Below are 25,450 nucleotides of genomic sequence, written 5' to 3' on the forward strand. Positions count from 1 at the left end.
TCAACTCCTATCTTAAAACTGTGATATATCTTACTCTCCTTAAAGCATTTAGCTACAACATACTATAGTAAGTTCTTTTATACTTGTATTTTTAATTATATCAATAAATTCCAGATAAGAATTTTTACTCTTATTTAACTCTACAAATAAATAACATTTAGAAAAATTATGTTTATCTATATTATAAATATAATTTTGAACATCTATATTATAAAAACTCTTTAATTTAAACTTACTTCTAATAGGATAATTATTTTTTTCAATATCAATAATTGGACTTCTTGTTGTTGAATGATAGTACACATCATATTGATTTTCTTTTTCTTTAGCAAACAACATTGGTATATACATAAATTCTTCAGTACCTAAAAATAGAATCTTTTCATTTTCATTTTTTAAAGATTCTTTATTATCCATAGTTATTTTTTTGCTTTCTCTCTTTACAATTTCTTTTAATCTAAACTGTTCTCTTCTATTGATTCCAAATCTACCTGTATATTTTACGTATTTCTTATTCCCAATATAATCTTCTAGGTCAACATTAATGTGATTTACTACTAAGTTTACTTTATCATTTGAAATAGATTGTGACTCAGCAGTATTATAATTATCATTGTAATTTGAAATAATATCTTCATTTATATCAAAATCAAAGTTTCCTTTAAATAAGTATACAAATTCTATCTTACAATCTAGTTCTTTTTCTAAATGAGTAACTTTTCTTAAGTTTTCATCACTCACCCAATTAAGTATGGAACATATTGTGTACTTCTTTTTAGGATAAATACTTTGAATCTTCCTAATTATATTCATACATGTATTAGCTGTGGTAATCTCATCATCAACTAATATCACCTCATCTCCAGTTTTGAAGTTGTTAAGCATTCCAAAGTATAGATTTTGGTCTGTTGCATGAGAATGTTCCTCTAAAAATTCTAGATTCTCTAACTCATCAAACTGTTCTCTAGTAGTGTGAATAAATTCGTATTCTCCACATAAGTAATCAAAAAAACTATGCCCAATAGCTGTGCCAGTTTCAGCAAAAGCTATAACAGTACCATTTGATGTTACTTTATTTTTTTCATTATAAATTGTGGCTATTAATTTTCCCAAATTATCCATCTCACTTGGTTTGCATGCTAGATGCTTACCAAGTGTCTTTGATATGAATAAAAAACGTCTCTTACTATTGTTTCTTATTCCTATATCTAAAAAATCATTTAATTCTAAATTTAATGGATTATCAATAATGTCAATTTCACAATTAAAATTTAAGCAATTCTTCATAGTCTACTCCTTTATTTAATACACCATATATTTTAGATAGAATCAATGTTTTTTTAGCCCATAAAAAATGTGGATTTGTCTCATTCATTCTCTCTCCTAGTACACCTTTGCTCACACCATATTTGCTATTTGTGCTATTCAATATATCCAAAGCATCAGTAAAATCTTCATATGGCACTGCAGATAGTGCTTGTACAATCTGAATTTGCATTGGATGAATTACTGTCTTTCCAATTAACCCATGAAATTTATCCAACAATATTTCTTCTATATACTTACTTCTTATATCCTTATTTGTCATATCAAAGAACTCTGATACTCCTCCACTTATAGGTATATCTAACTCTGGTCTTTGAAGATACGTAATTATATCTAGTATAAATGAAGAGCAAATCAAATTGTCATATATAGAAAAGTTTTTGTCTCTTCTTATGCCATACATACCTAATATGTCAGTTATACCTACTCTAATACTGAGTATTCTTGACTTGTGTTTTAAAATAGAATTGTATAAATTATTAAAACTCAATTCTTTACTTTCCTTATATATAAATTCCCTTGTCTCTATTATTGGAATAACATACATATCTTGAAGATTCATAGAGCTCAAAGCTTCTATGCAATTTTCTATTAACTCTGAATTTGCTTTAGGAATTAATATGCCTGTTATAGTATGACTATTTTTAACTATAATATCTTTAATCCTCAACAATTGCTCCACATCTTTTATCCTTACAAAAATTAATGGTATTCCATCTTTGTTTGTTATACTTTCATCACTAATATCTTTCAAAATTAACCTAAGATTTTCTATAGCCTCTAACTCTCCATTTACCCCAACAGCATCTTCTAAGCAAATAGCCAATGGTCTAACTCCTTTAACATCTCCTATAATACTCTTATAAATCATATTATATTGAGTAGCTGGAACGTATAAAAAAGCACCTAGTGCATATTTCAATACATCTTTTTCAGTCTTAGCATTAAAGTCTTCTGGCTCTTTCAAAAAAATTTTTTTCAAATCATCTTTGCAGATATAATCGAAATATTTCAATGTATGGCCTCCTCATATACATAGAAAGGGCCAACTTTATACAAATTAGCCCCTAATATACTACTTATTATAAATTATAGCTGTATTTAATTCTTCCAACCTCTTTGTATTATCCTTAATTAAAACTCTATTGTTTTCTTCTATTCTCATAGTTTCATCTATACCAGACTTAATAGTAGTATACATTTTTTCTAATGTCTCTATTTGAACAGAGCTTGTTCCAGCCATTCTAGCTATTTGTGCACTTTGAGTACTTACATTTTGAGCATTTCTAAGCAATAATTCATTAGTCTTATCATCAAGTGCTTTTAGAGATTTTGCTTGCAATTCTTGCTTTTTAAGCAATATGGCTTGAGATAAACATTGTTTAAATACTGGTAAAGTTACAACAAATGCACTGTTTATTTTTCTAATTAAACCATAGTTATTATGTTGCATACCTCTAAGCATAGGTATTGTCTGTATGGCTATATTTTCTGCTATTCTTAAATCATATATTCTTTGATTTAACATATCATAAACTTTCAATAGCTCTTGATAATTAACAACATCCATTTGGTCTCCACTAGTTTCCGATTTTTGCTTAAAGAAAGGTAATATCTCGTTATCCATTTCTTCTATTGCCATTTCTCCAGCAACAATATATTTTTGAAGTTCATTATAAAACTCAAAGTTCTCATTTAACATAGAACCTATTTGCTTATTAGAAAGTGCTATATCTCTTTCATATTGTTCAAGTTCAATTTGGATTTTTTCAACTTCTCCTCCCAATGTTTCATATTTTTGAAACATCATTTCAATAGCATTATTAGCTTTTTTGAAAAGTTTTTGAACAAAATTTGGTTCCTTAGTTTCTTGAAAATCATCTAAATCAAACTTGTCCATTATTTTAGTCAAATGAACCAACATTTTAGAGTTTTCTTCATTTCTATTTAGTTTTATTGTATTTAAAAGACTATCAGAAACCCTTGCTACTCCTTCAGATGCTTTTCTACCAAATTGTAAAATTGTATCTGGGTTTTCTACTTCTATAAGAGACGTCAATGCCTCAACTTCCTTAGACTTTCTCAGTTCATTTTTTTTATTATTTGTATATTCCATTATATCAAAATTTTCTTCTTCAACAACTGTAGGTAAATTTTCAGTAACCTCTACAGAATTTTTATCTTTTGAAAAACTATTTATATTTATCCCCATCTAAAATCTTCTCCTCTTTCCAAAAATTTTTTTAAGTAAAGGTATATCATCTTCAAGTGAATTTAATCTAAGGTCATATACCATTTTATCCAATCTGTGTACATCAATCAATTGGTTATTTATAACATTCTCTATATTATTTTCTCCTCCTGGACACAATATAATAATATCAAATCCAATTTTACTTAGTAAAAGCATAAGGAAAACTATTTCTTTATCAAATACTATACTCTTGTACATATATATAATCAATTTTGGATTTATAAGAGAATAATCAAAATTATTCATCATATGAACAAACTTCTTATCCATATGAAGTATTGTAAACAGACCTTTTATCTTGTCCTCTCCACTTAAACCATTTAAGAACATATTTCCTTCTAATAACTCTTCAACCTTTTCTAAAATCATAATTTGTTGATTTAATGCCAATGTTGAAATAGAATAATCTTTATTATTTAAAACAGAATTTTTATCTATAACACCTTTTGAATTCAGTAAAAAAGACAAACTAAAAGCATCTCTTGTAAACTCTTTCGAAAATTTGTCTATATCCCCATTAAATTCAATAAATGTTGAACTTTCCGAATCTCTCAATAAATCTAAAAACTTAATATACTCATTTTTGTCATTATATATTCCATTAATCTTAGAGAGAAAATTTGGAACTTCTACAGTAACATCATTAAACTTAAATCCTGGTCTTAATTTTAATGGCTGATTCCAGTATATTGATATTTCATCAACAGTTGAACTTAAAAGTAAATTTTTTATTTTTCTATCTTGAAGCTGCCAAGGTTTTATAAATCCTGCATCATTTAATAACTCTTCGCTTATACGTTTTGATGCTTCTGCTCCCACAGTAAAAGCTTTTTTTACAGAACCTTTATCTATTTTTTCTCCTAAGATAACCCTTTCTTCAAAAGTAACTTTTTCTTCTATTATATTGGCTTCTTCAAACTCTACCTTGTATTTTTCTATGTTTAAAATATCTATATTACTCTTTGAATTTGGATTAAGATATAAAACATCAAAGCCTGCCAAATACAATATTAAGAGTAGATAAACTTCATGCTTTTTTATATCCCCATAAAATATTACTTTTGGAGCCTCATTTTTATTTATATCTAAAGCACCGATATAGATTTTTATCCATGCCATTATTTTCACTATAAAATTTTGTTTAACTCTATCATTAGTAAATTCTTTTTCTTCCTCTTTTAAAACTTTATCTATAGCTTTTTTTAGTTTATAATCAATCTCATCGAACCCTAAAATATTTATATCTATGTCTTCCATACTGTTTCTATATTTTTTAAGTCCATTTTTAAAATAATTTATAATATCAAAATCACTAGGATTTGCTATAGCATCAGTAAATAAAACAATATCTTTTTTACTATCAATATTTTGTTTTGTCTTAAATATCTCAAGATTGTACAAAACCTCATCTTCTAAACCAATGTATGAAATAAAATAACTTAGATATCCTTTTGAAGGAGTGTAATTTCCTCTGTCTGATTGGCTGGAGAATATTTTTTCAAATACCTTTGAGTCGCCCATAATTATCCTCCCAATTTAAATGTTTATTTAGAACTGACTCAAAATATATATTTTGAGTCAGTTTGTTATTTTTTAAAAAATTTATTTTAAGCGGCCTTTTTTGGTTTTACTAGTCTTATTATACATTTTACAACTTCATTAACTACAACTACACTTGCTGCTACACATAGAACTTTTCCCCATGTCATAACATCCATAGCTACAGAGTTAAAGAAATCTTGGAATAGCTGAGTAAATATTACTTGCGCAATTCCTGTTAAAACTATTATTTGTAATGCTAATTTGTTATGTGTAAAGTTTGGAAAAATACTATCTGCATTAAATTCTCTACAGTTAAATGCATTAAACAATGCACTAAAAGCAAACAATGCAAACATTACAGTTCCTTTGTGAGCTTCATCAACTCCTAAGAAGTTAAATGTAGATTGTAGCATTAGTATTGTCGTTATATAGATTGCATTTAATACTATCGTATATACCATTGATTTAGAAATTATATTAGCTTTTCTATCAACAGGCTTTCTATTTAATACATGGTTTCTAACAGGCTCTAGACCTAATGCTAGTGCTGGTGGACCATCCATAATTATGTTTACCCATAATAATTGTATTGTAGTAAATGGCATCTCTTGCCCCATTACCTGAGATATTATAGCCACTAAAAAGGCAATTACATTTACTGTTAATTGGAATTGAACGAATCTTTGGAAGTTATCATAAATTCCTCTACCCCATTTAATACCTTTTACAATAGTACTAAAACTATCATCAGTTAAAATTATATCTGCTGCATTTTTAGACACCTCTGTCCCAGAGATACCCATTGCTATACCAACATCTGCTTTTGAAAGTGCTGGAGCATCATTTATACCGTCACCTGTTACTGCAACAACATCTCCACTCTTTTGTAAAGCTGAAACTATTCTCATTTTACTATCTGGCTTACTTCTTGCAACGATTGAGATAGTTTCTATCTCTTCTTTTAATTCTTCATCATCTAAAGTATCTATATATGAAGCTTCAACTGCTCTCATATTTCCTTTTAATAAACCTAATTCTTCACCTATAGCTTTTGCTGTATTTATATTATCTCCTGTAAGCATTTTTACAGAAACACCAGCTTTGTTTGCTGTATTTACAGACTCTATAACATCTTTTCTAAGTGGGTCTCTTATACCAACAAAACCACTGAATACTAAATTACTTTCCATTGCACTAACATTCATAGCATCACTTTCAGCAGTTACTGCTGCTTCTTCTTCAGCTTGTGAGATTTCTTTATATGCAAAACCTAAAGTTCTCATTGATTTTATTTGTAATTTTTTTATTTCTTCTAAAATTTCATGTTTCACATTTTCAGTTATTGGAACTATGTCTTTTCCCCTTTGGATATGTGAACATAACTCAAGTAAAACTTCTGGTGCTCCTTTTGATAATAGTACATGATGATTATCTCTACCCATAACAGAAGTCATCCTTTTTGAGTCAGAAGTAAAAGGATTTTGAGCTACTATATTATAATCTTTTCTAAATTTTCTATAGTCTACGTTTTTATAGTATAAAAGTAATGCACATTCAGTAGCACTTCCCAAATACTTAACATCACCATCGTTATGTTCTATATCAGCTGTAGAGTTTATCATACAGTTTTCTTCAAAATAACTATTTATTTCTTCTTCTGAACTTTCAATATATCTTCCATCAATATATGCAACTTCTACAGTCATTCTATTTTCAGTTAATGTACCAGTTTTATCTGAACATATTACAGAAACAGAACCTATAGTTTCACAAGCTTCTTTTTTAGTAACTAATGCATTTATTTTGGCCATTTTTTGCATTGTTATTGCAAGTGTCATATTTATCATAGTTGGAAGACCTTCTGGTACTGCTGCAACTATTAACGCAACACATACTGTAAATGCCGTTTTAACAGGGTCTATTGATTCTAAAAATGGTAATATTCCAGACATGTCTACATTTAATACATTCTTACTTACCATTTGGAAAACCATAAATATAAATAATAATCCTGCTACTGCACTAGAAACTTTAGCTATCAATCCACCTAAATTTCCAAGTTTTATCTGAAGTGGAGTTTGCTCATCTGTATCTGATAAGTTTTGAGCTATTTTACCCATCTCACTACTATCTCCAATTGAAGTTACAACTAGAGTTCCTCTACCATAAGCTACAAGTGTACCACCAAATACCATATTTATTTGTTTTGCAGGTATTGGCTCTTGTACTACTAATGCTCCTTTAGATTCTATTTCTTCCATAGAAACTACTACATCACACTTTTTAGATACATCATCAGATTCCCCAGTTAACATATCTTCTCTAACTTTAAGATTTATAGTCTCTATAAGTCTACCATCAGCAGGTACCATGTCACCAGTTTCGATATATACTATATCTCCTGGTACCAATTCACTTTTAGAGATTTGATGTACTTCTCCGTCTCTCAATACTTTAACTTCTATGTTTTCAGTCAATTTAGAAAGAGCATCTGCTGCTTTCTTAGAACGACCTTCTGTAATCATACCTATTGCTATACCTATTGCTATAGCTCCTACTATACCTATTGCATCATGAGTTTCTCCAATTACTGCACTTACTACTGCTGCAATAATCAAAATAACTATCATTGGTTCACTTAAACTGTCTTTTAAATCATCCCAAAAGCTTCCTTCTTCTTTTGGTGTAAACTCATTTAAACCATACTTTTCTCTTCTTTTCTTGACTTCTGATTCTGATAAACCTTTTTCAGGGTTAACAGATAAGTCTTCTGTTACCTCTTCTTTATCTACATTATAATATTTGATATCATTATTAAATTCCATATGCACACTCAATCCTGTCTAAATTTTGCATTACTTCCTTAAGACCCGCATCCTTTGTTCCTTCACCTATTGCTTTAAATTGCCAACTTCCATCTTTTCTATATATAGCTCCTACTATAAGAGTAGTTTTTTCAGAATAATTATCAGATAGATTATATTTGGCTATCTCTTTCTTATTATTTTGGTCTTCAACCCTTATATAGGCATTTTCTATCATACCAAAATGTTGTTTTCTATCCACACAGTTGTATATGTTTACTACAAATAACAATTTGTGAATATTTGATGGAACCTTATCCAAATTAACTAGAATTTGTTCATCATCACCTGTACCTTCACCAGTTAAATTGTCTCCTGTATGCAATACTGACTTACAGGCACTTTTTAGATTTCCAAAATAAATTAAATCTTTTATTCCACTCAATTTTCCTTCTTGATTAAGCATAAATACAGATGCATCACAATCTATATCAGCTTGTCCTCCACCAAACAGAGATTTAAAAAATCCTCCACCTGCTTGTTGCACAGGGTCCCATCCCAAACCTACAAGTATATTACTCAGTCCAGGGTTCGATTTTTTTAAATCTATTTTATCACCTTTTGATAAATTAATCGACATACTAAACCTCCACAAAATTTTATATAATATAACCTATACATTTTTGTATAGGTTATTTATATTTAATATATTATATTACTCAAATTAAACATTTAATCCATAATTTCTACAAAGTGCTTCTAAGCCACCTTCAAAACCTGCTCCAACTGCATTAAACTTCCATTCTCCATTATACTTATATATCTCACATACTGTAATTGCAGTTTCTATACTAAATTCTTCACCCAAGTCATATCTTAATATTTCTTCGTCATTTTCAGAATTTAAAACTCTTATATATGAGTTACTTACTTGTCCAAAGTTTTGTCTTCTTTCGGCAGCTTCATATATTGTAACTGTTACAGCTATCTTTTGAATATGCTTTGGCATTACATCTAAATTTACTAGTATTTCCTCGTCATCTCCATCACCTTCACCAGTTCTATTGTCACCCAAGTGTTCAACTGCTCCTGATGTATGTTTTAAGTTATTATAGAATATAAAATCTTCATCTTTTTCAACTCTTTGTGATTCTCCTACCATGAAAACACTTACATCCAAATCATAATCATATCCACTATCAAATGAATTTGTATCCCATCCTAGTCCAAGTTTTATATTTTTAAGACCTGGATTTCCTTTAGTTAAATCAATTTTTTGTCCTTTTTTTAATACTATAGCCATGGAAAATACCCCCTCTAGTTTATTATTATATTTGAAATTATAAGTTTATTCCAAAGTTTCCACATAGTGCAGCGAGACCACCTTCAAAACCAGAACCTAGTGCATTAAACTTCCATTCTCCATTATGCTTATATATTTCAGATACTACTATAGCAGTTTCTATACTAAAATCTTCTCCTAATTCATACTTTATTAACTCTTCATTCGTATCTTTATCTACTATTCTTATATAAGAATTACTTACTTGTCCAAAATTCTGTCTTCTCTCAGTTGCATCATGAATTGTAACTGTAAAAGAAATCTTGCTTATTTCTCCAGGAATCTTAGATAAATCAACAACTATTTGTTCATCATCTCCATCACCTTCACCAGTTCTGTTATCACCTAAATGTTCAACTGCTCCAGATGTATGTTTTAAATTATTGTAAAATACAAAATCTCCATCATTAGTAACACTTCCACTTGCTCCTGTTAAAAATGCTGCTGTATCTAAATCAAAGTCAAATCCACCATCATACTTGTTAGTGTCCCATCCTAAACCAACTAAAATATTTTTAAGGCCTGGATTTCCTTTAGTTAAATCAACCTTTTGGCCTTTTGATAATGTTATACCCATAATTTATCGCTCCCTTGTTAATTTTAGCTAAACAAATCTTGCTAATTATTTATCTTTTTCTTTAATCATATTATATCATTTTTTATTCATTTGTGAAGAAAACTTACTTGATATTTTTAAAATATAATTAAAAAAATGTTTATATTTCTTACTTTTTACATAGATTTTACATACTTTATTAAATATGTAAAATCTATGTTTAATATGTAATTATATATCATTTGTATGAACAAGTACATATTTTATTTTGAAACTACAAAATTCTTGTACTATATTGTTTTAAGTTGTTTTATAATAGATTATATCATCTTATTTTATAGGAGAAAAAATATGCTTTGTACTATTAAACCATTAAAGATTTTAATAAAAAAATCACATGAACCTCTAATTGAATTTATGTCTAGTATGCCATATACAAGTAAAAGTTCTTCATACATTAAGGAAGTCTACTTTACACGATATATAGGTGTTGAAGATTCAATTGATAAGTACATAGAAAAAATCAAAAAGATAGACGATTATTTTTTTAATAATCCAAAAATTCCTTATATTAGATTAAGTAATTTAAATATGAGTTTTGACAAATCACAAACAGATAATATGCTTAAGGTTTTTAATACTTATGATAAAGTCAAATTTAACAGCTGGAACTTATATAGTATTGACTTTCCATGCAAGCTAGAAAATGATACTTTAGATTGGACTAAAAAAATTGCATTTAAAAATACCTTAGATTTATTTGATACAAGTATGCCAAATTCAACACCTTCTATTGTTAAAAACTTTGCTGTTAAACTTTTGTGTTGGATAGAATACTTTCTACCTAAGTTATTTTATAATAAAACAAAAACTAATATCTCACCAAAAATAGTGTACTTTGGAAATATTAAGAGACAAGAACTTTTTTTCTTATATTTTTTATCACAACTTGGATGTGATATTTTATATATAAACCCATGTAAAGATATTATTGATTTATATCCTGAATGTTCAAATTTTTCTACTCTATTTGAGCTTTCTAAAAAGAGTACAGAGATATTAGAAATACCTTTTGAAAAATCTGTTTCGAATATAAACTATAAAGAAGATACCAATAAAATCTACACGTCTACAGATAGACCTCACTCTGAAAGTACTTTTATTAACACAAAACATACATCTAAAAAACCTATACAAAATAAAGAAATAGAACTTTCTTATGAAGAACTTGCAATGTTATCATCTTCTATCGTTATGATTGTTGTGTGTAATAGTGAGGAAAAACCATTCAAGAGTGGTTCTGGAGTAGTAATAAATAGCGAAGGTTATATACTTACAAATCTTCATGTAGTTAATGATGGGTACTCATTTTTAGTTAGATTTGAAAATGATGATAATGTTTATACATCTTACCAAATTATAAAGTATCATACAGATTATGATTTAGCTGTAATAAAGGTTGATAGAAAATGTAAACCAATACCTATCAATGTTAGTAAAAAGCCTGTAAGAGGTCAAAAAATAGTTGCAATCGGAAGCCCTTTAGGTCTTTTCAATACAGTTTCAGATGGAATTATCTCAGCTTTTCGTGATTTTGAAACAGTTCAAATGATACAATTTACAGCTCCAATCTCTAGTGGTAGTTCAGGTGGAGCACTTTTAGATATGTTTGGAAATTTACTAGGGTTGATTTCTGCTGGTTATGATGATGGACAAAATCTAAATTTAGCAGTAGAAAGTAACCTTGTTAAAATGTTTGCCAACAATTTTATTGAAATAATAAAATAAATGTATCTGGATAAACTTTTAATAAAATAGCCAGAACTAAGTTTTTGATAATAATATATATCAGAAATTTAGTTCTGGCTATTTCTAAAATACAATACAAGAAAAATCTAACACAAGATTAGTATTTAATATTTTTATCTTCCATAAATATTTGATACCACATACAAAAGATGAATATAGTCCATATTTTTCTTGAATTATCCTTATGTCCTTTAAAATGTTCCTCTAAAAGATTTATTGCATATTTTTTATCTATAAAATCATCTACATTTGAATTAGAAATAGTTTCTTTTACAACTTCTCCTAAAGAATCTTTTAACCAAATTCTTATTGGTGTTGGAAAGCCTAATTTTTTTCTTTGGATAACATGTTCTGGAACTATATCTTTAAATGCTTCTCTAAGTAAAACTTTTGTATTACTCTTTGTTGTCTTTTGATCCATCCTCAAGTTCTTTGCTACATCAAATACATCTTTATATAAAAATGGAGCTCTAAGTTCAAGTTGCTCACATATAGAAATTTTACTCATTTTTTGAAGTATATCACCCTGAAGCCATGTATTCATATCTATATGTTGCATCTTGCTTATATAATCATAATTATGCTTCTGTGCATCTCTATACAAGTTAGATAACAAGTACTCATATATATTTTTCTCTTTATATTTATAAAAGAAATTTTTTACTTCACTATTTTCAAAAATCTTTGCATTTCCTATATATCTTTTTTCTAGTGGTGTTGTAGCTCTATAAAAGTAATTTTTTCCCTTCATGTTAGGCATAAGTTCTGAAACTCTTCCTAAGATACTTTTAACATACGTAGGTGAATTTACAATGGATTTCATATTATTATATTCCTTATATATATTATATCCTCCAAATAATTCATCTGCACCTTCTCCTGACAATGCTACTTCAACATGTTTACCTGCTTCCTTGATTAGAAAATAAAGTCCTACTTCTGAAGGGTCTGCTACAGGGTCATCCAAAGAATAAATTATTTTTGGTAATGCTTTTATATATTCATCTTGTGTTATATTAATTTGGATATTTTCTATACCTAACTTATCAGCTGTTTTCTTTGCTATTTCTAACTCACTATATCCTTTAACATTAAATCCTACAGAAAAGGATTTTATATTTGGATTAATTTGTGAAGCTAAAGTAGTTATAATAGATGAATCTATACCACTAGATAGAAATGTTCCAATTGCTCTATTTCCTATCATATGACTTTTTACTGAATCCATTATCACATTTCTTACATCTTCCTCGCTTATATCTCTATTTCCTAAATGATTCTTAGTATAAAAAAATTTTGTACTACTTCTAAATTCAAGTTTGTTATATCTTTTTAAAGATAATATTCCATTTTCCACTCTAAAAAAATGACCTGCTGGTATCAACCTTATTCCTTGTATCATAGTATCTTCAGGAAGTACATATTGAAATGAAAAATAGCTTTGCAAACTTCTTTCATTTATATTTAGATTTTTTATATATTCAAGCATAAATTTATACTCTGAGGCAAAAATGATTGATTTTTCATTATTTATATAATAAAGTGGTTTTATTCCAAATAAATCTCTCGCTCCAAATATACTTTCATTTGCTTTATCATATATTATAAAGCTAAACATACCTTTTATCTTATGTACACAATTCTTACCAAACTCTATATAAGATGCCAATAAGATTTCAATATCATCATCAGTAGTAAAAGTATGCCCTTTTTCAATCAATTCTGCTTTTATTTCATGACAATTATATATACTTCCATTAAAAACAATAACTTTTCCATCCTTTTCAAATGGTTTATTCCCACAAATAACATCTATTACATCAAATCTCTCAAAATCAAAAGTTTTTTCATCATTTTTAAATTTTTCTCTACCATCGAGATTTACATTATTAATATTATTTATAGACTCTTTTTTTTTAAGTTTAATATCTTCTTTTTTAGATATATCTCCTTTATAATAAATTGAAATATTGCCATCCATACTATCAAATTTCCTTCCTATCTTTTAGTCTTGTTCTATATCTCATAGTTTTGTCTTTAGATTTAAAACTTATTCAATTTAAAAGAAAATTACTATCAAATTTTTATAAATTATTTGCTAATCTTTCATATTTTTTTTATTTCTAGAAATACTATATTAGGAGGTGATTTTTATGAAGAAAAAAATGTTAATACCAGTTATTATGTCTTTATTTATAATTTCACAGTGTATAACTTCATTTGCTTTTACACCTGAAAACAATAAATTTAAGGTTAAACCATTACCTTATGCATATGATGCACTTGAACCTTATATAGATAAAGAAACTATGAAATTGCATCATGATAAACACTATCAAGCTTATGTTGATAAATTAAATGCTGCTCTTGAAAAATATCCTGAGCTTTACAATTATTCTTTATGTGAATTATTGCAAAATTTAGACTCTTTGCCTAAAGATATTGTTACAGCAGTAAGAAACAATGCAGGAGGTGCTTACAATCATAAATTCTTTTTTGATATAATGACTCCTGAAAAAACTATCCCTTCTGAATCTTTAAAAGAAGCAATCGATAGAGACTTTGGTTCTTTTGAAAAATTTAAAGAAGAATTCAAAAAAGCTTCTTTAGATGTTTTCGGTTCTGGTTGGGCTTGGCTTGTAGCTACTAAGGATGGCAAATTATCCATTATAACTACTTCAAACCAAGATAGTCCTATAAGTAAAAACTTAACTCCTATAATAGGACTTGATGTTTGGGAACATGCTTACTATTTAAAATATCAAAATAGAAGAAATGAATACATTGACAACTGGTTTAATGTAATAAATTGGAATGGAGCTTTAGAAAACTATAAAAATTTAAAATCTCAAGATTAATTAAATATTAAAATCCTTTTGAAAAAAACTTATGTTTGCTATATAATAGAATAAAAGATAGTCTAAATTTACCAATATTATGTTTATAGTGACGATTCAGGAGGATTTTTATATGATAAAAGAAACACATGAAAGGGGAGGATATATATTTGCACTTTTGATACTCCCCTTTATAAACAATATATATCTAGTCAAATACGATATTACATATAAAATAGTATTAATTATGGTTTATATTTATTTTGCATATTTAGGGTCTTTGTTTCCAGATATAGATATGCGAGGTTCTCATATAAGTAAAAAATTTATATTGATATACAAATTATTTGGAAGCAGGTTTAGACATAGAGGATTTACCCATAGCCTAATTGCTTTATTGCTTCTTTATAGTTTTTTTAAATCTCTAACAATCTTTACTCACAATAATATAGTTTTCTCATGTTTGTCTAGTGGATTTATAATAGGATATCTATCTCACCTGTGCCTTGACCTTATTACTAAAGAAGGTATTGAACTGTTTTACCCCATTACCATAAACATTTCTTTACTCCCTATAAAAACTAACTCAAAAACAGAAAAATTCATATCTAAGCTCTTAAATTTCATAGTTATTTTTTTGATTGGATATCAATTTTATATTTTACTATAGTTACGTTTGTCAACTCATATTTTGTTTAATAGTTCTTAAAAGATATTGTACCTAATAAACAAAAAAATAAAAAGTATCTTAAAATAATGCTTTGTAAGTTAATTATTTTTTGATACTTTTTATTTTTTAGAAAACTAAATTTTTCTATTATCTCTATCATCATTGTGTTTTTTATGATGAAATTCATAATTATGATTTTCAAGGTTTTTATTGACTCTATTTCCAATCTTCCATGATAAAAACACCAGCAATATAAATGATGCTATCTTTAAAGGACTTGTTATAAATCCTTCTATGTCACTTGCCACATAACTTATTACTATAAACATTACAAATTTGCCTGCCAACATTGCTGGCACAAAATCTTTTATATCTTTTTTACCAAAAGCTGATGCAATAGTAACTAAACAACCAGGCATAAATGGACAGGCATATGCTATAAACAATAACTTAAATCCCTGTTTATCCATCCAACTTATTGCCCTTTCAGTTTTACTATTTCTCAACTTATTAAAAAGCTTACTGTCATTAAATCTGCTTATTAATAAAAATAATGAGGTTGTCCCAAGTCCTGAGCCAATCCATGATAACAAACATCCAAGAAATAACCCTTGTATTGCAGCATTTGCTGTAACTATGGCAACAAGTGGTAGGGCTGGTATAAAGCTTTCTATAAATGCACTTAACAAACCAATTATTGTAGCTAGTACCCAATAGTTTTGAGTCAAATCAAGTAATTCTTGTATATACTGCATATTGCTTTTCCCCTTTTTTAACTTTAACTATTATTATATACTCTATATTGTTATTATATACCAATCTCAAAAAAGGAATCTAACATTAAAAAGTAAACAATCTATATAAATTTACAGTTAAGGTATGATTATTTTATTATATATTATAACAAAAAAGTCTTAAAATATGAATTGTCATATTTTAAGACTTTTTCGGTCTTATATTTAAACTATAGTATATCTGCTTTCATAATATCTTCAAAATCACCCTTTTCAGATATTAATCTTATCAATTTAACAGTACAACTTAAATCATTTATAAGTATAGCTCCAACTAATGAACCATCTTTAATAAATAATTTTTTGTATATTCTCTTTCCTTCATCTTTTGATGAAATTTCTTTATCAAAATTTTGTATATTACCAATACTAAATACTTTTACATTCATTGCATCTAATGAAACTGGATACACATCACTTTCAAATGTCAAATTATCTCCACTTGCATTTGCACCTGCTATTTTTCCCATTTCCACTGAGGATGGCCATATTGCTAAACTAGTATTTTCTACTTGTGCAACATCTCCACAAGCATATATATCTTTAACAGTTGTCTGTAATGTCTTATCTACAACAATACCCCTGTCAGTTTTTACAGATGTATCTTGAACTATTTGTGTATTTGCTCTTACACCAATAGAAAATACTACCATATCACATTCAACACTATCTCCATCTTTGAATATAACTTTTTGTGCTTTTCCATTTCCATCGATACCATCAACTGCTACACCTAATCTTACATCTATTCCTGTATCTCTTACACATTGCTCTAATATTTTACTACCTTCTTTATCAAGTTGTTTTGATAGTATACCATCCATCGCTTCAACTACTACTACTTCTAATCCTTTTAATCTAAATTCCCATGCAGCTTCAAGTCCTAATAGACCTCCACCAATTACCACAACTTTCTTAGATTTTTCTAAGGCTTCCTTTACACTGTATAAATCTTTTATATTTCTAAGAGTAAACACATTTTCCAAATCATGCCCTTTAATTGGTGGTATAAAGTTTCTACTTCCTGTAGCTATTACAAGTTTATCAAATTTAATGGCACCATCATTTACTATAATAGTTTTATTTACTTCATCTAACTTATCTACATTTGTTCCTAATATTACTACTATATTATTTTCGTCATACCAAGCTTTATCTTCCATATAAAAATCTGAACCAAGCTCTTCATTTATGCCATCAGAAAGTGCAGGTCTATAGTAAGTTAATTCATCTTCATTAGAAATCATAGTTATCTTACAAGTTTTATTTCTTTTTCTTATAGCATCTGCTGCATAAAAACCAGCTGCTCCATTTCCTACTATTACAAAATATTCATCAGTATCTTTTCTAAAAGTAACTTCATCTTCTTCAACTTCTATAAATTGGTCTTCTTTCGCTCCACATACAGGACATACACTAGGAGCACTATCCCCTTCAAATACTTCATTACAAATTACACATTTAAATTTCTTAGTTTTCTTTTTACTTCCAAAAGTAGAATTTAATTTATCCAAGAATTTACCTGTATAAGAATGTAATTTTTCTAACTCTTCATTTGATGGTTTAAAGTTAACAGCAAATGGTTTTACAGCTGTCATTCTAAGCTGATTTATTCTCTCCATAGCATTTTCTATACCTTCTCCACTCCATCCATATGAACCAAATACTGAAGCAACCTTTCCACCATGAATAACTGGATTTAAGGATACTAAAATATCCCATATAGGCTTTAATGCGTCTCCTAATATTGTTGGTGTACCAAACAATACACCTTGTGATACTGCTATCTTTGCTAAAATATCTTCTTGTTTATTCTCTATTACATCAAATAAATTTACTTTATAATTGCTGTTTTGTTCAATATATGCTTTTATAGCTTCTGCCATAATCTTTGTATATCCATGTGCAGAAACATAACAAATTGTAACTTCTTTTTCTAATTTTATTTGTTCATTTACACTCCAGTTATAATAAAGGTCTATAATTTTTCTAGGATTTTCAGTTAATACTGGTCCATGACCTGGACATACAGTATCTATATCTAAGTCTCTTATCTTTTCTATAGCAGTTACCATAGATGGCTTGAATGGTCCCATTATACAATCATAATAATATCTTAAAGCATCTAAGTAATCCTTTTCTTCGTCTTCATCAAGTGTGTTTACTATCTTATCATTACTATAATGACTACCAAATGAATCACATGTTACAAGAGTCTTGTCTTCTTTAATATATGTGTATATAGTATCTGGCCAATGAAGCATAGGAACAGAGAAGAATTCTAAAGTCTTGTCTCCAATTGATAATGTATCTCCATCTGCAACTGCAATATACTCAAAATCTTTGTTTACTATTTCATTAAGATATTTAATTGCAGTTTCTGAAGCTACTACTTTTGCATTCTTAGCTAAATCCAAAAGTTTTTCAACACTTCCTGCATGGTCTGGTTCAGTATGACTTACAACAATATAGTCTATTTTTTCAAAATCTATATTTAAATCATTTAATCGTTCAATATAATTGTCAAAATGCTTATCTTTAACTGTCTCAAATAAAACCGTTTTTTCTGTTCCTTTTAATACATATGAATTATAAGTAGTTCCATAAGGTGTATACATAATTATGTCAAATACTCTTAAGTCAGGGTCAAGTGAACCTACCCAATATAAATTTTCTTTTATTTTTAATGATTTCAATGACATACCGTACTCCTCCTAAAATAGTTATTTAATCTTTTTATACCCTGCTTGTTATATTTTAAACAAATTTTATTTAAAAAAGAAATTATTACAAAAGTAATTTAAAGCTTCTAATCTTCTTTTTCTACCTCCAATATAGTTCCCTTTTTAGAATCTACCTTTATGTCATATTCATTTTTATCTTCATCTATTCTTATTTTATAAAAAGTAACATCTAAATCTTTATCTAAACTCCATTTTTTTACTCTTCCATTTTGTTCTTTTAATGCAATCTCCATAGCTTTTTGAGGTGTTATTATATCATTTAAGTCTAATTTTTCTTTTCTAGCTGCTCCATTTAAATCTTCTGAATCCAATTTTTCTGTTTTATCCTGTAGTACATCTTTTGTATTAGCGTCTATTTTCATCTTATACTCATTATTATCATCTACACCTTCAACAGTATAAACAAATTTATTTAAGTCTCTTTCAAGGCTTAAATCTACTATATCAGCATCTTTATACTTATCTTTAAATATGCTTACTGCATCTGTGTATGGTACTTTAAAATCTTGTTCATTCAAATTTTCATTATTTTTTTCATCTTTTAAATCCTTATTTGACGCATTTGTCTCTTTCTTCGTATTATCTTGTGCCTGTCCTGAATCTGTAGTTGGATTTCCACTACATGCAGTCAATAAACCTGCAACAAGTATACTTACTACTAATAAATATGTTTTTTTACACATAAAAAAACCTCCTTAAATACTTAATTTATTCTATATTATGCCCTCTAAACCCTTTATTTACCCTTTTATATTAAATTTACTTCCTACTTTGCTAGTTTTTAGACTATAAAATTTATATCTACTAAAATAAATTTACTAAAACAAAATATGTTGTTTGTATAAATAAAGCATTCTCCAGTATGAGAATGCTTTATTGTAATTATAAAATTATTCGATTAATACTTTTAATTATTGCTTTATTATCTTTTACAGAAGGAATATATTTGTAATTATTTTTAAAAATACTTTTTTAAATGTTATTCCAAATATCTTTATAAGCATATCCACTATAAACATCTATGAAATACCATCCATAAGTCTGTTTTGGTTGTGGCTTTGAATCTATTCTTACAACATATACTTTTATATTATTAATATCATCGATATAAGCAGTATTTACTCTTAATAAATTAACACTAACCTTATGCTTTCTAGCACATTCTGCTAATGCTAATTCTTTTGCTTTATCTTCTGTTATCATTTTTCTATTTTCATAGTCAGCTGGGTTACATACTTCCATAATGCCACTAACATTGTATGTATATACTTTGCTCATATCATTTTTCTCTACACAATATCTAACATCACCTTCAGAATTCTCTGTGACATAACCAAATACGTAGAATTGTTTTCCTGAATATTCAAAGCTAGTATCTAATAAAAATATTAAGTCTTCATCTTCTGGATAATTTTCATTATAATAAAGTTTATCAACACCTAGCAATTTTTTCACAGCATTAGCAGCATCCTCTACTGTATATTGTTTTCCAGTATCTGAATTTCCTATATTTTTTGTTACATTTAAACACTGCTGTAATATACTATCATTTAGATTTCCTATTGCTGTTATTTTAGTTGCACTTTTTAATACAGCCTTATTGCTATTATCATCAACTAAAACTGTTGGAGTATTTTTAGCTATTGTAGAGCCAGCAAGTGCATACACTAAATCTGTTCCACTAGATATATAAAACTCTTTTGCTCCATTATAGAACTTATTTATTATCTTCTTATTAGTATCATATCTATCTACTCCACCCAATCTAGTTGAATTAGTATCATTTACTAAGTTATCACTCATTGATGAAGTACCTCCTATTATATAACTTTCTGTTCCAGTAGTGTTAAATGGTACACTCTTTCCATCAGTTAATACTATAGGTGCTTTATCTCTAACAGCTACAGATGCAATACTCATAGCATCTGGTTCACCTTTAAAAGCATTAGTTAATATAACCTTACTAACCTTGTTAATAGCTCCTATTTCTTTTGCTACATTATAACTTGTCTTAATTCTATCACTACCTTGAAGTCTTTTAACTTCTATATTCTTACCTTTCAAAACGTTTTCAGTTGCTTTATCAATAGAACTTTCACCACCAATTATGTACACTTTATTAGCTTTTTCAACTCTTTTCATAGTTGCACTTGGTATATTATTCTTTTTAGTTAAAAGAATTGGTGCATTTGTTGCTCCTGCAAGACCACTCGCACTTAATCCATCAGCCATAGTACTATCTGCATTTACAAGTATTGCAGTAGTATAGTTTTCTCTATCTGCAATAAGTCCAGCAGTTTCATATTTATCTGCACCTTGAATTTTATCAATTTTATCAAGTGCATTTGCAGATATAGGACAACCAGCAACAAACATTGACATAGCTATCCCTAACGATAATAATTTCTTTGATTTCACAATATTTCCCCCCTTATTAATACTTCATAATTAAATTGTATAACAAGCACATATTATATGTTGTCGAAAACAAAAACTATTTCCAATCATTTAACGACATTAAATTGTATAAAAACAAAATATTTTTTTAATAAAATATAAAAAACTCTTATATATAATATATAAGTAGTTAATTGTTTTAAGTCAAAACATAAGATTCTTATAGATATTAAATCAGCCTTCATAAGAAAAAAATGAAAAATAAGCACCCAAAGATTAAATCTAAAGGTGCCTTGACTTTATAATATTAAATTCTTTTTAGCTCTCTTAATGTTAAATCCATCTTAGGATAAGGAATTGTAATTCCTTCTTCATCAAATCTAACTTTAACCTCTTCCAATAAATCAAGATAAATTGTCCAATAATCTTCTGTATTACACCAAACTCTAACAGCAAATTTAATGGCATTATCTCCATGTTCCACTATTCCTATAAATGATTCTGGTTCATTTATTATTAATTTATGGCTATTCACAATCTCTTTCAATACTCTTCTCACCTGTACTATATCATCTTCATATCCTACACTAAAAGTTAAGTCAACTCGTCTAGTATTCTTTGCTGAATAGTTTGTTAGGCTATCATTTGATACAGAGCCATTAGGTATAAGTATCTGCTTATTATCTGGAGTAACCAATTGTGTATAAAAAAGTCCTATTTGCTCAACTGTTCCTCCATGACCTGCTGCTTCTATGTAATCTCCTACTTTAAAAGGTCTAATCAAAAGTATGATAAATCCTCCAGCAAAATTTGATAAACTACCTTGTAATGCTAAACCTATAGCTACCCCTGCTGATGCTATCACAGCAGCAAAGCTAGATAAGCTCATTCCCCAATATTCTAAAACAATGATTACAACAGCAACTTTAAGCACACTTAAAAGAAGAGATTTCAAAAACCTTCTTAGGGTTAAATCAATATCCCTTTTTCCAAGTAATAACATTACATGGTTTACAAATTTCTTTATTATTTTAAATCCAATGGAAAGTATAAGTATACCTATTATAAGTTTTACTCCACTTGTAGTAGCCCATTCTAAAAAGCTTTCCATTATACCTCCCATATCCATTTTATTAATATCTAGATTGTTTAAATCCAACTTGCTTATATCATCTATTTTTGTCGTATCCATAAAAAACTCCTTACTTTATATTTTTAGAACCAATATTATAGTTTAAAGTTCTTATTTTCTATTTAATATAATACAATATCATTTCGACATAGTAAACAAGATTTATATTCCAATTATATCTTGGTATATATCCTTGTAATAAATATAAATTCTTTTTTATCTACAAAATATTGCATTAAATTGAATCAATAATAATATTCTATTCAGTCTTAGAATTATCATTTTTTACACCTATATGAGATGCTATTATAGTTATAATACTGAGTACTATAAATATCACAAATCCTCTTTTATATCCATCAACTACATTATATGAATTTACTTGCAAAGATACTGCTATAATTAAATTAATAATACCACTACCTATAAATTCGAAAGTATTAATGACACTAGTTGCCAATCCAGAATAAATTTCTTTATTTTTATACTTAGCATCATTGAAAACTTGTAAATGAGACATAACTATACATCCCATAATAAAAAATGCTATTGGTAAAATCATTATTGGTGGTTTTACTTTATATACAACTACAATTAGAATCCATATAAATAAATCTATTATTGCTCCATATTTGATTATATTAAATTTACTAGAGCTTATTTTAGCAAATACAAAGTCCATAATTATTGAACCAAATATAAATCCATATGTAAAAAATGATACTATAAATGCAGAAAAACTCTTACTAACCCCATAAACATCCATTATGTATTTCACTCCCCATAGACTTGTAAATGCACTTGTCAGACCTACAAAAGAGAACATTATCATTGAGTTATACCATGTTGATTTATTTTTTATAACAGACTTAATTCCATCAACAATACCAATCTTCTCTGGCTCTTCATTAGGTTCCATATCTATATTGAATCCGTATTCTCTTGGAGTATCTCTAACAATAATATACATAAAACATCCGATTACAACACCAATTATGCCTATCAATAAAAATGAATTTCTCCAGCCAACAAATTCAGATAGAAATACAAGTGGAAAAGTAGCAAGAACTCCCCCTAAATTCCCTACAAATGAAAATTTAGCTGTTGCAGAAGCAAATTCTGATTTATTAAACCATCTACCCTGAATTTTTAAAATACAAAGCAATATTACTGATGTCCCTGCACCTACAACTATACGAGAAATATATGCTAACTCTATACTTTGAATCAATCCAAATAAAATAGAACCTAAACTTGCCATTATTATTCCAAGACTACTAATTTTTCTTGCTCCATATTTATCAATTAAGATTCCTGCTGGTATTTGCATAAATGCATATGCATAGAGGCAAAAAGATGCTATATTTGAAATTTGTATAGAATTAAAACCTAACTCATTTGATAAATTATCTGAAACAACAGCAGTTGACATCCTTAAAAATAAGACTAAAATGAATGAAAATGTAATTATGCCCCAAACACTCCATTTAGCCTTTGTATAACTTTTCATATTTTCTCCCTCAAATCTACATAGCTTTAAATTTTCTTGATATACTCTATAAAATTCATGCTTTCTAAGTAATTATATCAAGTATACATCTATTTATTACAAATTTTAACATATAGTCTCATTATACTACATATATACATATTTAACTAGAAATAAAGTTTCATTCCTGTTATATATATAAATTAACTCCTTAAATATAAAAAGCCATCTTTGAACATTACTCAAAAGATGGCTCTCTATAAAAATATCTATTCTAAATTTAATTTTTTATCTAATATATATTTTGTAGCGAAAAATAATATTACTACAACTGCAATACTCCCAAGCATTGCGAGTGCAAAATGAGGACTTTGATAAAAATGGTATATCATATTTGTATCTTTATGTGGTAAAATTCTTTCTATAGCATTTCCAACACTTGATATTACTATATTTATAGCTATAAAAGAAACAAATGCTACTATATTTCTATGCTTGTTAAATCTTGGCAATTGACCCATTGAAATTGATGTATATAATAACAAAATAAATGATGAATATGAAATAAGCATTGTTACTGAAAATAATACAACATCTAAAAAATATTCAGAACCTTTTGTAAAAACAGTATTAAAAAAATCTAAAAATTCAGGTAAGTGTATTCCAGAAGCACTAAAAAGCATAAGCATTCCAAATGTGAACATTGCAACTATAAAACTAAGTACAGCATATATAAGTGCTGTTATACATTTAGATAAAATAAGTGAACTAGTACTAACAGGAAGAGTAAACATTAAATACCCTTCATCACCCAAAAGATTTTTTCTGAATCTTTGAATTGTAACTACAATAGTTAAAACACCTAATGCCATGAAAAGACTCATCAATACCAGTATTCCTATTCCCTGTATTTGGAATATATCTGTGTTTATAAATATTCCATTGAATACAGCTACTACCAATATAGCTATATATAATGGTATAAATGTTCTTCCACTTGCCTTTAATTCATATTTTAATAATTTACCTAACATTTGAATTCCTCCCTAAATAATGCATCTATAGATTTTCCTTTTTCTTCTCTTATTGTTTCAACATCTCCTTGCAATACTATTTGTCCCTTAGATATAAATATTACTTCATCACATATATTCTCTATTTCACTTATTAAGTGAGTAGCGATTAGTAAAGTACTATCTTCAGAATAATTTTTTAATATAGTTTTAAGTATATATGACCTTGCAGCTGGGTCAACACCACCAATAGGTTCATCCAGGATATATATACTTGCTTTTCTTGACATAACTAAGATAAGTTGAACCTTTTCTTTGGTTCCTTTAGACATTGTTTTTAGTTTTTCATTCACATCAATATCTAAACTTTTAATCATCTCATTTGCTCTTCTAACATCGAAGTCACTATAAAAATCATAGAAAAATTTCAGTAAATCTGATACCTTCATCCAGTCATTTAAATAAGTTCTTTCTGGTAAATAAGATACTATTTTCTTAGTCTCTATTGATGGTTTCATTCCATTTATTACAATTTCACCATTATCAGGCTGTAATAATCCATTTATTAGCTTAATCATTGTACTTTTGCCACTTCCATTAGGACCTAACAATCCCACTATCTTTCCCTTTGGTATATTCAATTCAACATTTTTCAAAACCTTTTTAGTTCCATAACTTTTATTTACACCTTTAAATTCAACTATTCTATCTTGAGAAATATTATTTATATTTTTATCCATT

At 27.7% G+C, this 25,450-nt stretch carries 20 protein-coding genes; 3 read left to right on the forward strand and 17 right to left on the reverse strand.

The window, feature by feature from the left end; all coding sequences use genetic code 11:
• Nucleotides 1-48: 48 nt before the first annotated feature.
• The 8 genes from Q3304_RS06145 to Q3304_RS06180 form a co-directional block, all read right to left on the reverse strand.
• A complete protein-coding gene (locus Q3304_RS06145) occupies nt 49-1,287 on the reverse strand; it encodes a phosphoribosyltransferase family protein (protein WP_054270122.1) in 1,239 nt (412 codons plus the stop codon).
• Nucleotides 1,265-2,341: an HpcH/HpaI aldolase/citrate lyase family protein gene (locus Q3304_RS06150; RefSeq protein WP_407814642.1), complete on the reverse strand. Its 1,077-nt coding sequence runs from the start codon at nt 2,339-2,341 to the stop codon at nt 1,265-1,267. The genes Q3304_RS06145 and Q3304_RS06150 overlap by 23 nt, the downstream gene beginning before the upstream one ends.
• A gap of 60 nt (nt 2,342-2,401) precedes the next feature.
• Entirely contained in the window at nt 2,402-3,538 is a 1,137-nt protein-coding gene (locus Q3304_RS06155; RefSeq protein ID WP_054270120.1) for a toxic anion resistance protein, read from the reverse strand.
• A complete protein-coding gene (locus Q3304_RS06160; RefSeq protein ID WP_407814641.1) occupies nt 3,539-5,101 on the reverse strand; it encodes a YceG family protein in 1,563 nt (520 codons plus the stop codon).
• Nucleotides 5,102-5,187: 86 nt separating this feature from the next.
• The gene (locus tag Q3304_RS06165; protein ID WP_407814640.1) at nt 5,188-7,947 is read right to left on the reverse strand and encodes a calcium-translocating P-type ATPase, PMCA-type; all 2,760 of its coding nucleotides are present in this window, start codon (nt 7,945-7,947) and stop codon (nt 5,188-5,190) included.
• Nucleotides 7,937-8,566: a TerD family protein gene (locus Q3304_RS06170; RefSeq protein ID WP_054270118.1), complete on the reverse strand. Its 630-nt coding sequence runs from the start codon at nt 8,564-8,566 to the stop codon at nt 7,937-7,939. Before Q3304_RS06170 ends, Q3304_RS06165 begins: the two co-directional genes overlap by 11 nt.
• A gap of 84 nt (nt 8,567-8,650) precedes the next feature.
• Entirely contained in the window at nt 8,651-9,229 is a 579-nt protein-coding gene (locus Q3304_RS06175) for a TerD family protein (RefSeq protein WP_054270117.1), read from the reverse strand.
• 37 nt (nt 9,230-9,266) lie between these two features.
• Nucleotides 9,267-9,845, reverse strand: a complete 579-nt coding sequence (locus Q3304_RS06180) for a TerD family protein (protein WP_407814639.1) — start codon at nt 9,843-9,845, stop codon at nt 9,267-9,269.
• A gap of 330 nt (nt 9,846-10,175) precedes the next feature.
• On the opposite strand from Q3304_RS06180, the gene Q3304_RS06185 reads away from it, so the two are divergent.
• Entirely contained in the window at nt 10,176-11,612 is a 1,437-nt protein-coding gene (locus tag Q3304_RS06185) for a trypsin-like peptidase domain-containing protein (RefSeq protein WP_407814638.1), read from the forward strand.
• A 118-nt stretch (nt 11,613-11,730) separates the two neighbouring features.
• On the opposite strand, the gene asnB is transcribed toward Q3304_RS06185, so the two are convergent.
• Nucleotides 11,731-13,614 carry an asparagine synthase (glutamine-hydrolyzing) gene (gene asnB / locus Q3304_RS06190; RefSeq protein WP_407814637.1) on the reverse strand — a complete coding sequence of 628 codons (1,884 nt, stop codon included), beginning with the start codon at nt 13,612-13,614 and terminating at the stop codon, nt 11,731-11,733.
• A gap of 172 nt (nt 13,615-13,786) precedes the next feature.
• Here asnB and Q3304_RS06195 point away from each other — a divergent pair, with 172 nt between their 5' ends.
• Nucleotides 13,787-14,491: a superoxide dismutase gene (locus Q3304_RS06195; RefSeq protein WP_054276580.1), complete on the forward strand. Its 705-nt coding sequence runs from the start codon at nt 13,787-13,789 to the stop codon at nt 14,489-14,491.
• Between the two features lie 112 nt (nt 14,492-14,603).
• Nucleotides 14,604-15,140: a metal-dependent hydrolase gene (locus tag Q3304_RS06200; RefSeq protein ID WP_054270113.1), complete on the forward strand. Its 537-nt coding sequence runs from the start codon at nt 14,604-14,606 to the stop codon at nt 15,138-15,140.
• A gap of 134 nt (nt 15,141-15,274) precedes the next feature.
• On the opposite strand, the gene Q3304_RS06205 is transcribed toward Q3304_RS06200, so the two are convergent.
• From Q3304_RS06205 to Q3304_RS06240, 8 genes are all read right to left on the reverse strand, one after another.
• Nucleotides 15,275-15,895 carry a TVP38/TMEM64 family protein gene (locus Q3304_RS06205; RefSeq protein ID WP_054276579.1) on the reverse strand — a complete coding sequence of 207 codons (621 nt, stop codon included), beginning with the start codon at nt 15,893-15,895 and terminating at the stop codon, nt 15,275-15,277.
• Between the two features lie 209 nt (nt 15,896-16,104).
• Nucleotides 16,105-18,636 carry an FAD-dependent oxidoreductase gene (locus tag Q3304_RS06210; RefSeq protein ID WP_407814636.1) on the reverse strand — a complete coding sequence of 844 codons (2,532 nt, stop codon included), beginning with the start codon at nt 18,634-18,636 and terminating at the stop codon, nt 16,105-16,107.
• A gap of 107 nt (nt 18,637-18,743) precedes the next feature.
• Nucleotides 18,744-19,361, reverse strand: a complete 618-nt coding sequence (locus Q3304_RS06215) for a PepSY domain-containing protein (protein WP_407814635.1) — start codon at nt 19,359-19,361, stop codon at nt 18,744-18,746.
• A gap of 289 nt (nt 19,362-19,650) precedes the next feature.
• Nucleotides 19,651-21,096 (reverse strand): cell wall-binding repeat-containing protein, encoded by a 1,446-nt coding sequence (locus Q3304_RS06220; RefSeq protein ID WP_407814634.1) that lies wholly within the window; start codon nt 21,094-21,096, stop codon nt 19,651-19,653.
• Nucleotides 21,097-21,382: 286 nt separating this feature from the next.
• Nucleotides 21,383-22,267 (reverse strand): mechanosensitive ion channel family protein, encoded by an 885-nt coding sequence (locus tag Q3304_RS06225; RefSeq protein WP_407814633.1) that lies wholly within the window; start codon nt 22,265-22,267, stop codon nt 21,383-21,385.
• Between the two features lie 199 nt (nt 22,268-22,466).
• The gene (locus Q3304_RS06230; protein ID WP_407814632.1) at nt 22,467-23,717 is read right to left on the reverse strand and encodes an MFS transporter; all 1,251 of its coding nucleotides are present in this window, start codon (nt 23,715-23,717) and stop codon (nt 22,467-22,469) included.
• A 248-nt stretch (nt 23,718-23,965) separates the two neighbouring features.
• On the reverse strand, nt 23,966-24,730 hold the full coding sequence (locus Q3304_RS06235; protein WP_407814631.1) for an ABC transporter permease: 765 nt from the start codon (nt 24,728-24,730) through the stop codon (nt 23,966-23,968).
• On the reverse strand, nt 24,724-25,449 hold the full coding sequence (locus tag Q3304_RS06240; RefSeq protein WP_407814630.1) for an ABC transporter ATP-binding protein: 726 nt from the start codon (nt 25,447-25,449) through the stop codon (nt 24,724-24,726). Before Q3304_RS06240 ends, Q3304_RS06235 begins: the two co-directional genes overlap by 7 nt.
• Nucleotide 25,450: the final 1 nt, after the last annotated feature.

The organism is Clostridioides sp. GD02377 (genome assembly GCF_045899875.1).
GTDB classification, from domain to species: domain Bacteria; phylum Bacillota; class Clostridia; order Peptostreptococcales; family Peptostreptococcaceae; genus Clostridioides; species Clostridioides difficile_A.

Excerpts from the sequence above, each read along its gene's own strand:
- Q3304_RS06205 (WP_054276579.1), bottom strand. The coding sequence starts at position 15,895 with ATGCAGTATATACAAGAATTACTTGATTTGACTCAAAACTATTGGGTA.
- Q3304_RS06185 (WP_407814638.1), top strand. The coding sequence starts at position 10,176 with ATGCTTTGTACTATTAAACCATTAAAGATTTTAATAAAAAAATCACAT.
- Q3304_RS06240 (WP_407814630.1), bottom strand. The coding sequence starts at position 25,449 with ATGGATAAAAATATAAATAATATTTCTCAAGATAGAATAGTTGAATTT.
- Q3304_RS06170 (WP_054270118.1), bottom strand. The coding sequence starts at position 8,566 with ATGTCGATTAATTTATCAAAAGGTGATAAAATAGATTTAAAAAAATCG.
- Q3304_RS06195 (WP_054276580.1), top strand. The coding sequence starts at position 13,787 with ATGAAGAAAAAAATGTTAATACCAGTTATTATGTCTTTATTTATAATT.
- Q3304_RS06200 (WP_054270113.1), top strand. The coding sequence starts at position 14,604 with ATGATAAAAGAAACACATGAAAGGGGAGGATATATATTTGCACTTTTG.
- Q3304_RS06175 (WP_054270117.1), bottom strand. The coding sequence starts at position 9,229 with ATGGCTATAGTATTAAAAAAAGGACAAAAAATTGATTTAACTAAAGGA.
- Q3304_RS06230 (WP_407814632.1), bottom strand. The coding sequence starts at position 23,717 with ATGAAAAGTTATACAAAGGCTAAATGGAGTGTTTGGGGCATAATTACA.
- asnB (WP_407814637.1), bottom strand. The coding sequence starts at position 13,614 with ATGGATGGCAATATTTCAATTTATTATAAAGGAGATATATCTAAAAAA.
- Q3304_RS06165 (WP_407814640.1), bottom strand. The coding sequence starts at position 7,947 with ATGGAATTTAATAATGATATCAAATATTATAATGTAGATAAAGAAGAG.
- Q3304_RS06215 (WP_407814635.1), bottom strand. The coding sequence starts at position 19,361 with ATGTGTAAAAAAACATATTTATTAGTAGTAAGTATACTTGTTGCAGGT.
- Q3304_RS06155 (WP_054270120.1), bottom strand. The coding sequence starts at position 3,538 with ATGGGGATAAATATAAATAGTTTTTCAAAAGATAAAAATTCTGTAGAG.
- Q3304_RS06225 (WP_407814633.1), bottom strand. The coding sequence starts at position 22,267 with ATGGATACGACAAAAATAGATGATATAAGCAAGTTGGATTTAAACAAT.
- Q3304_RS06145 (WP_054270122.1), bottom strand. The coding sequence starts at position 1,287 with ATGAAGAATTGCTTAAATTTTAATTGTGAAATTGACATTATTGATAAT.
- Q3304_RS06235 (WP_407814631.1), bottom strand. The coding sequence starts at position 24,730 with ATGTTAGGTAAATTATTAAAATATGAATTAAAGGCAAGTGGAAGAACA.
- Q3304_RS06210 (WP_407814636.1), bottom strand. The coding sequence starts at position 18,636 with ATGTCATTGAAATCATTAAAAATAAAAGAAAATTTATATTGGGTAGGT.
- Q3304_RS06160 (WP_407814641.1), bottom strand. The coding sequence starts at position 5,101 with ATGGGCGACTCAAAGGTATTTGAAAAAATATTCTCCAGCCAATCAGAC.
- Q3304_RS06180 (WP_407814639.1), bottom strand. The coding sequence starts at position 9,845 with ATGGGTATAACATTATCAAAAGGCCAAAAGGTTGATTTAACTAAAGGA.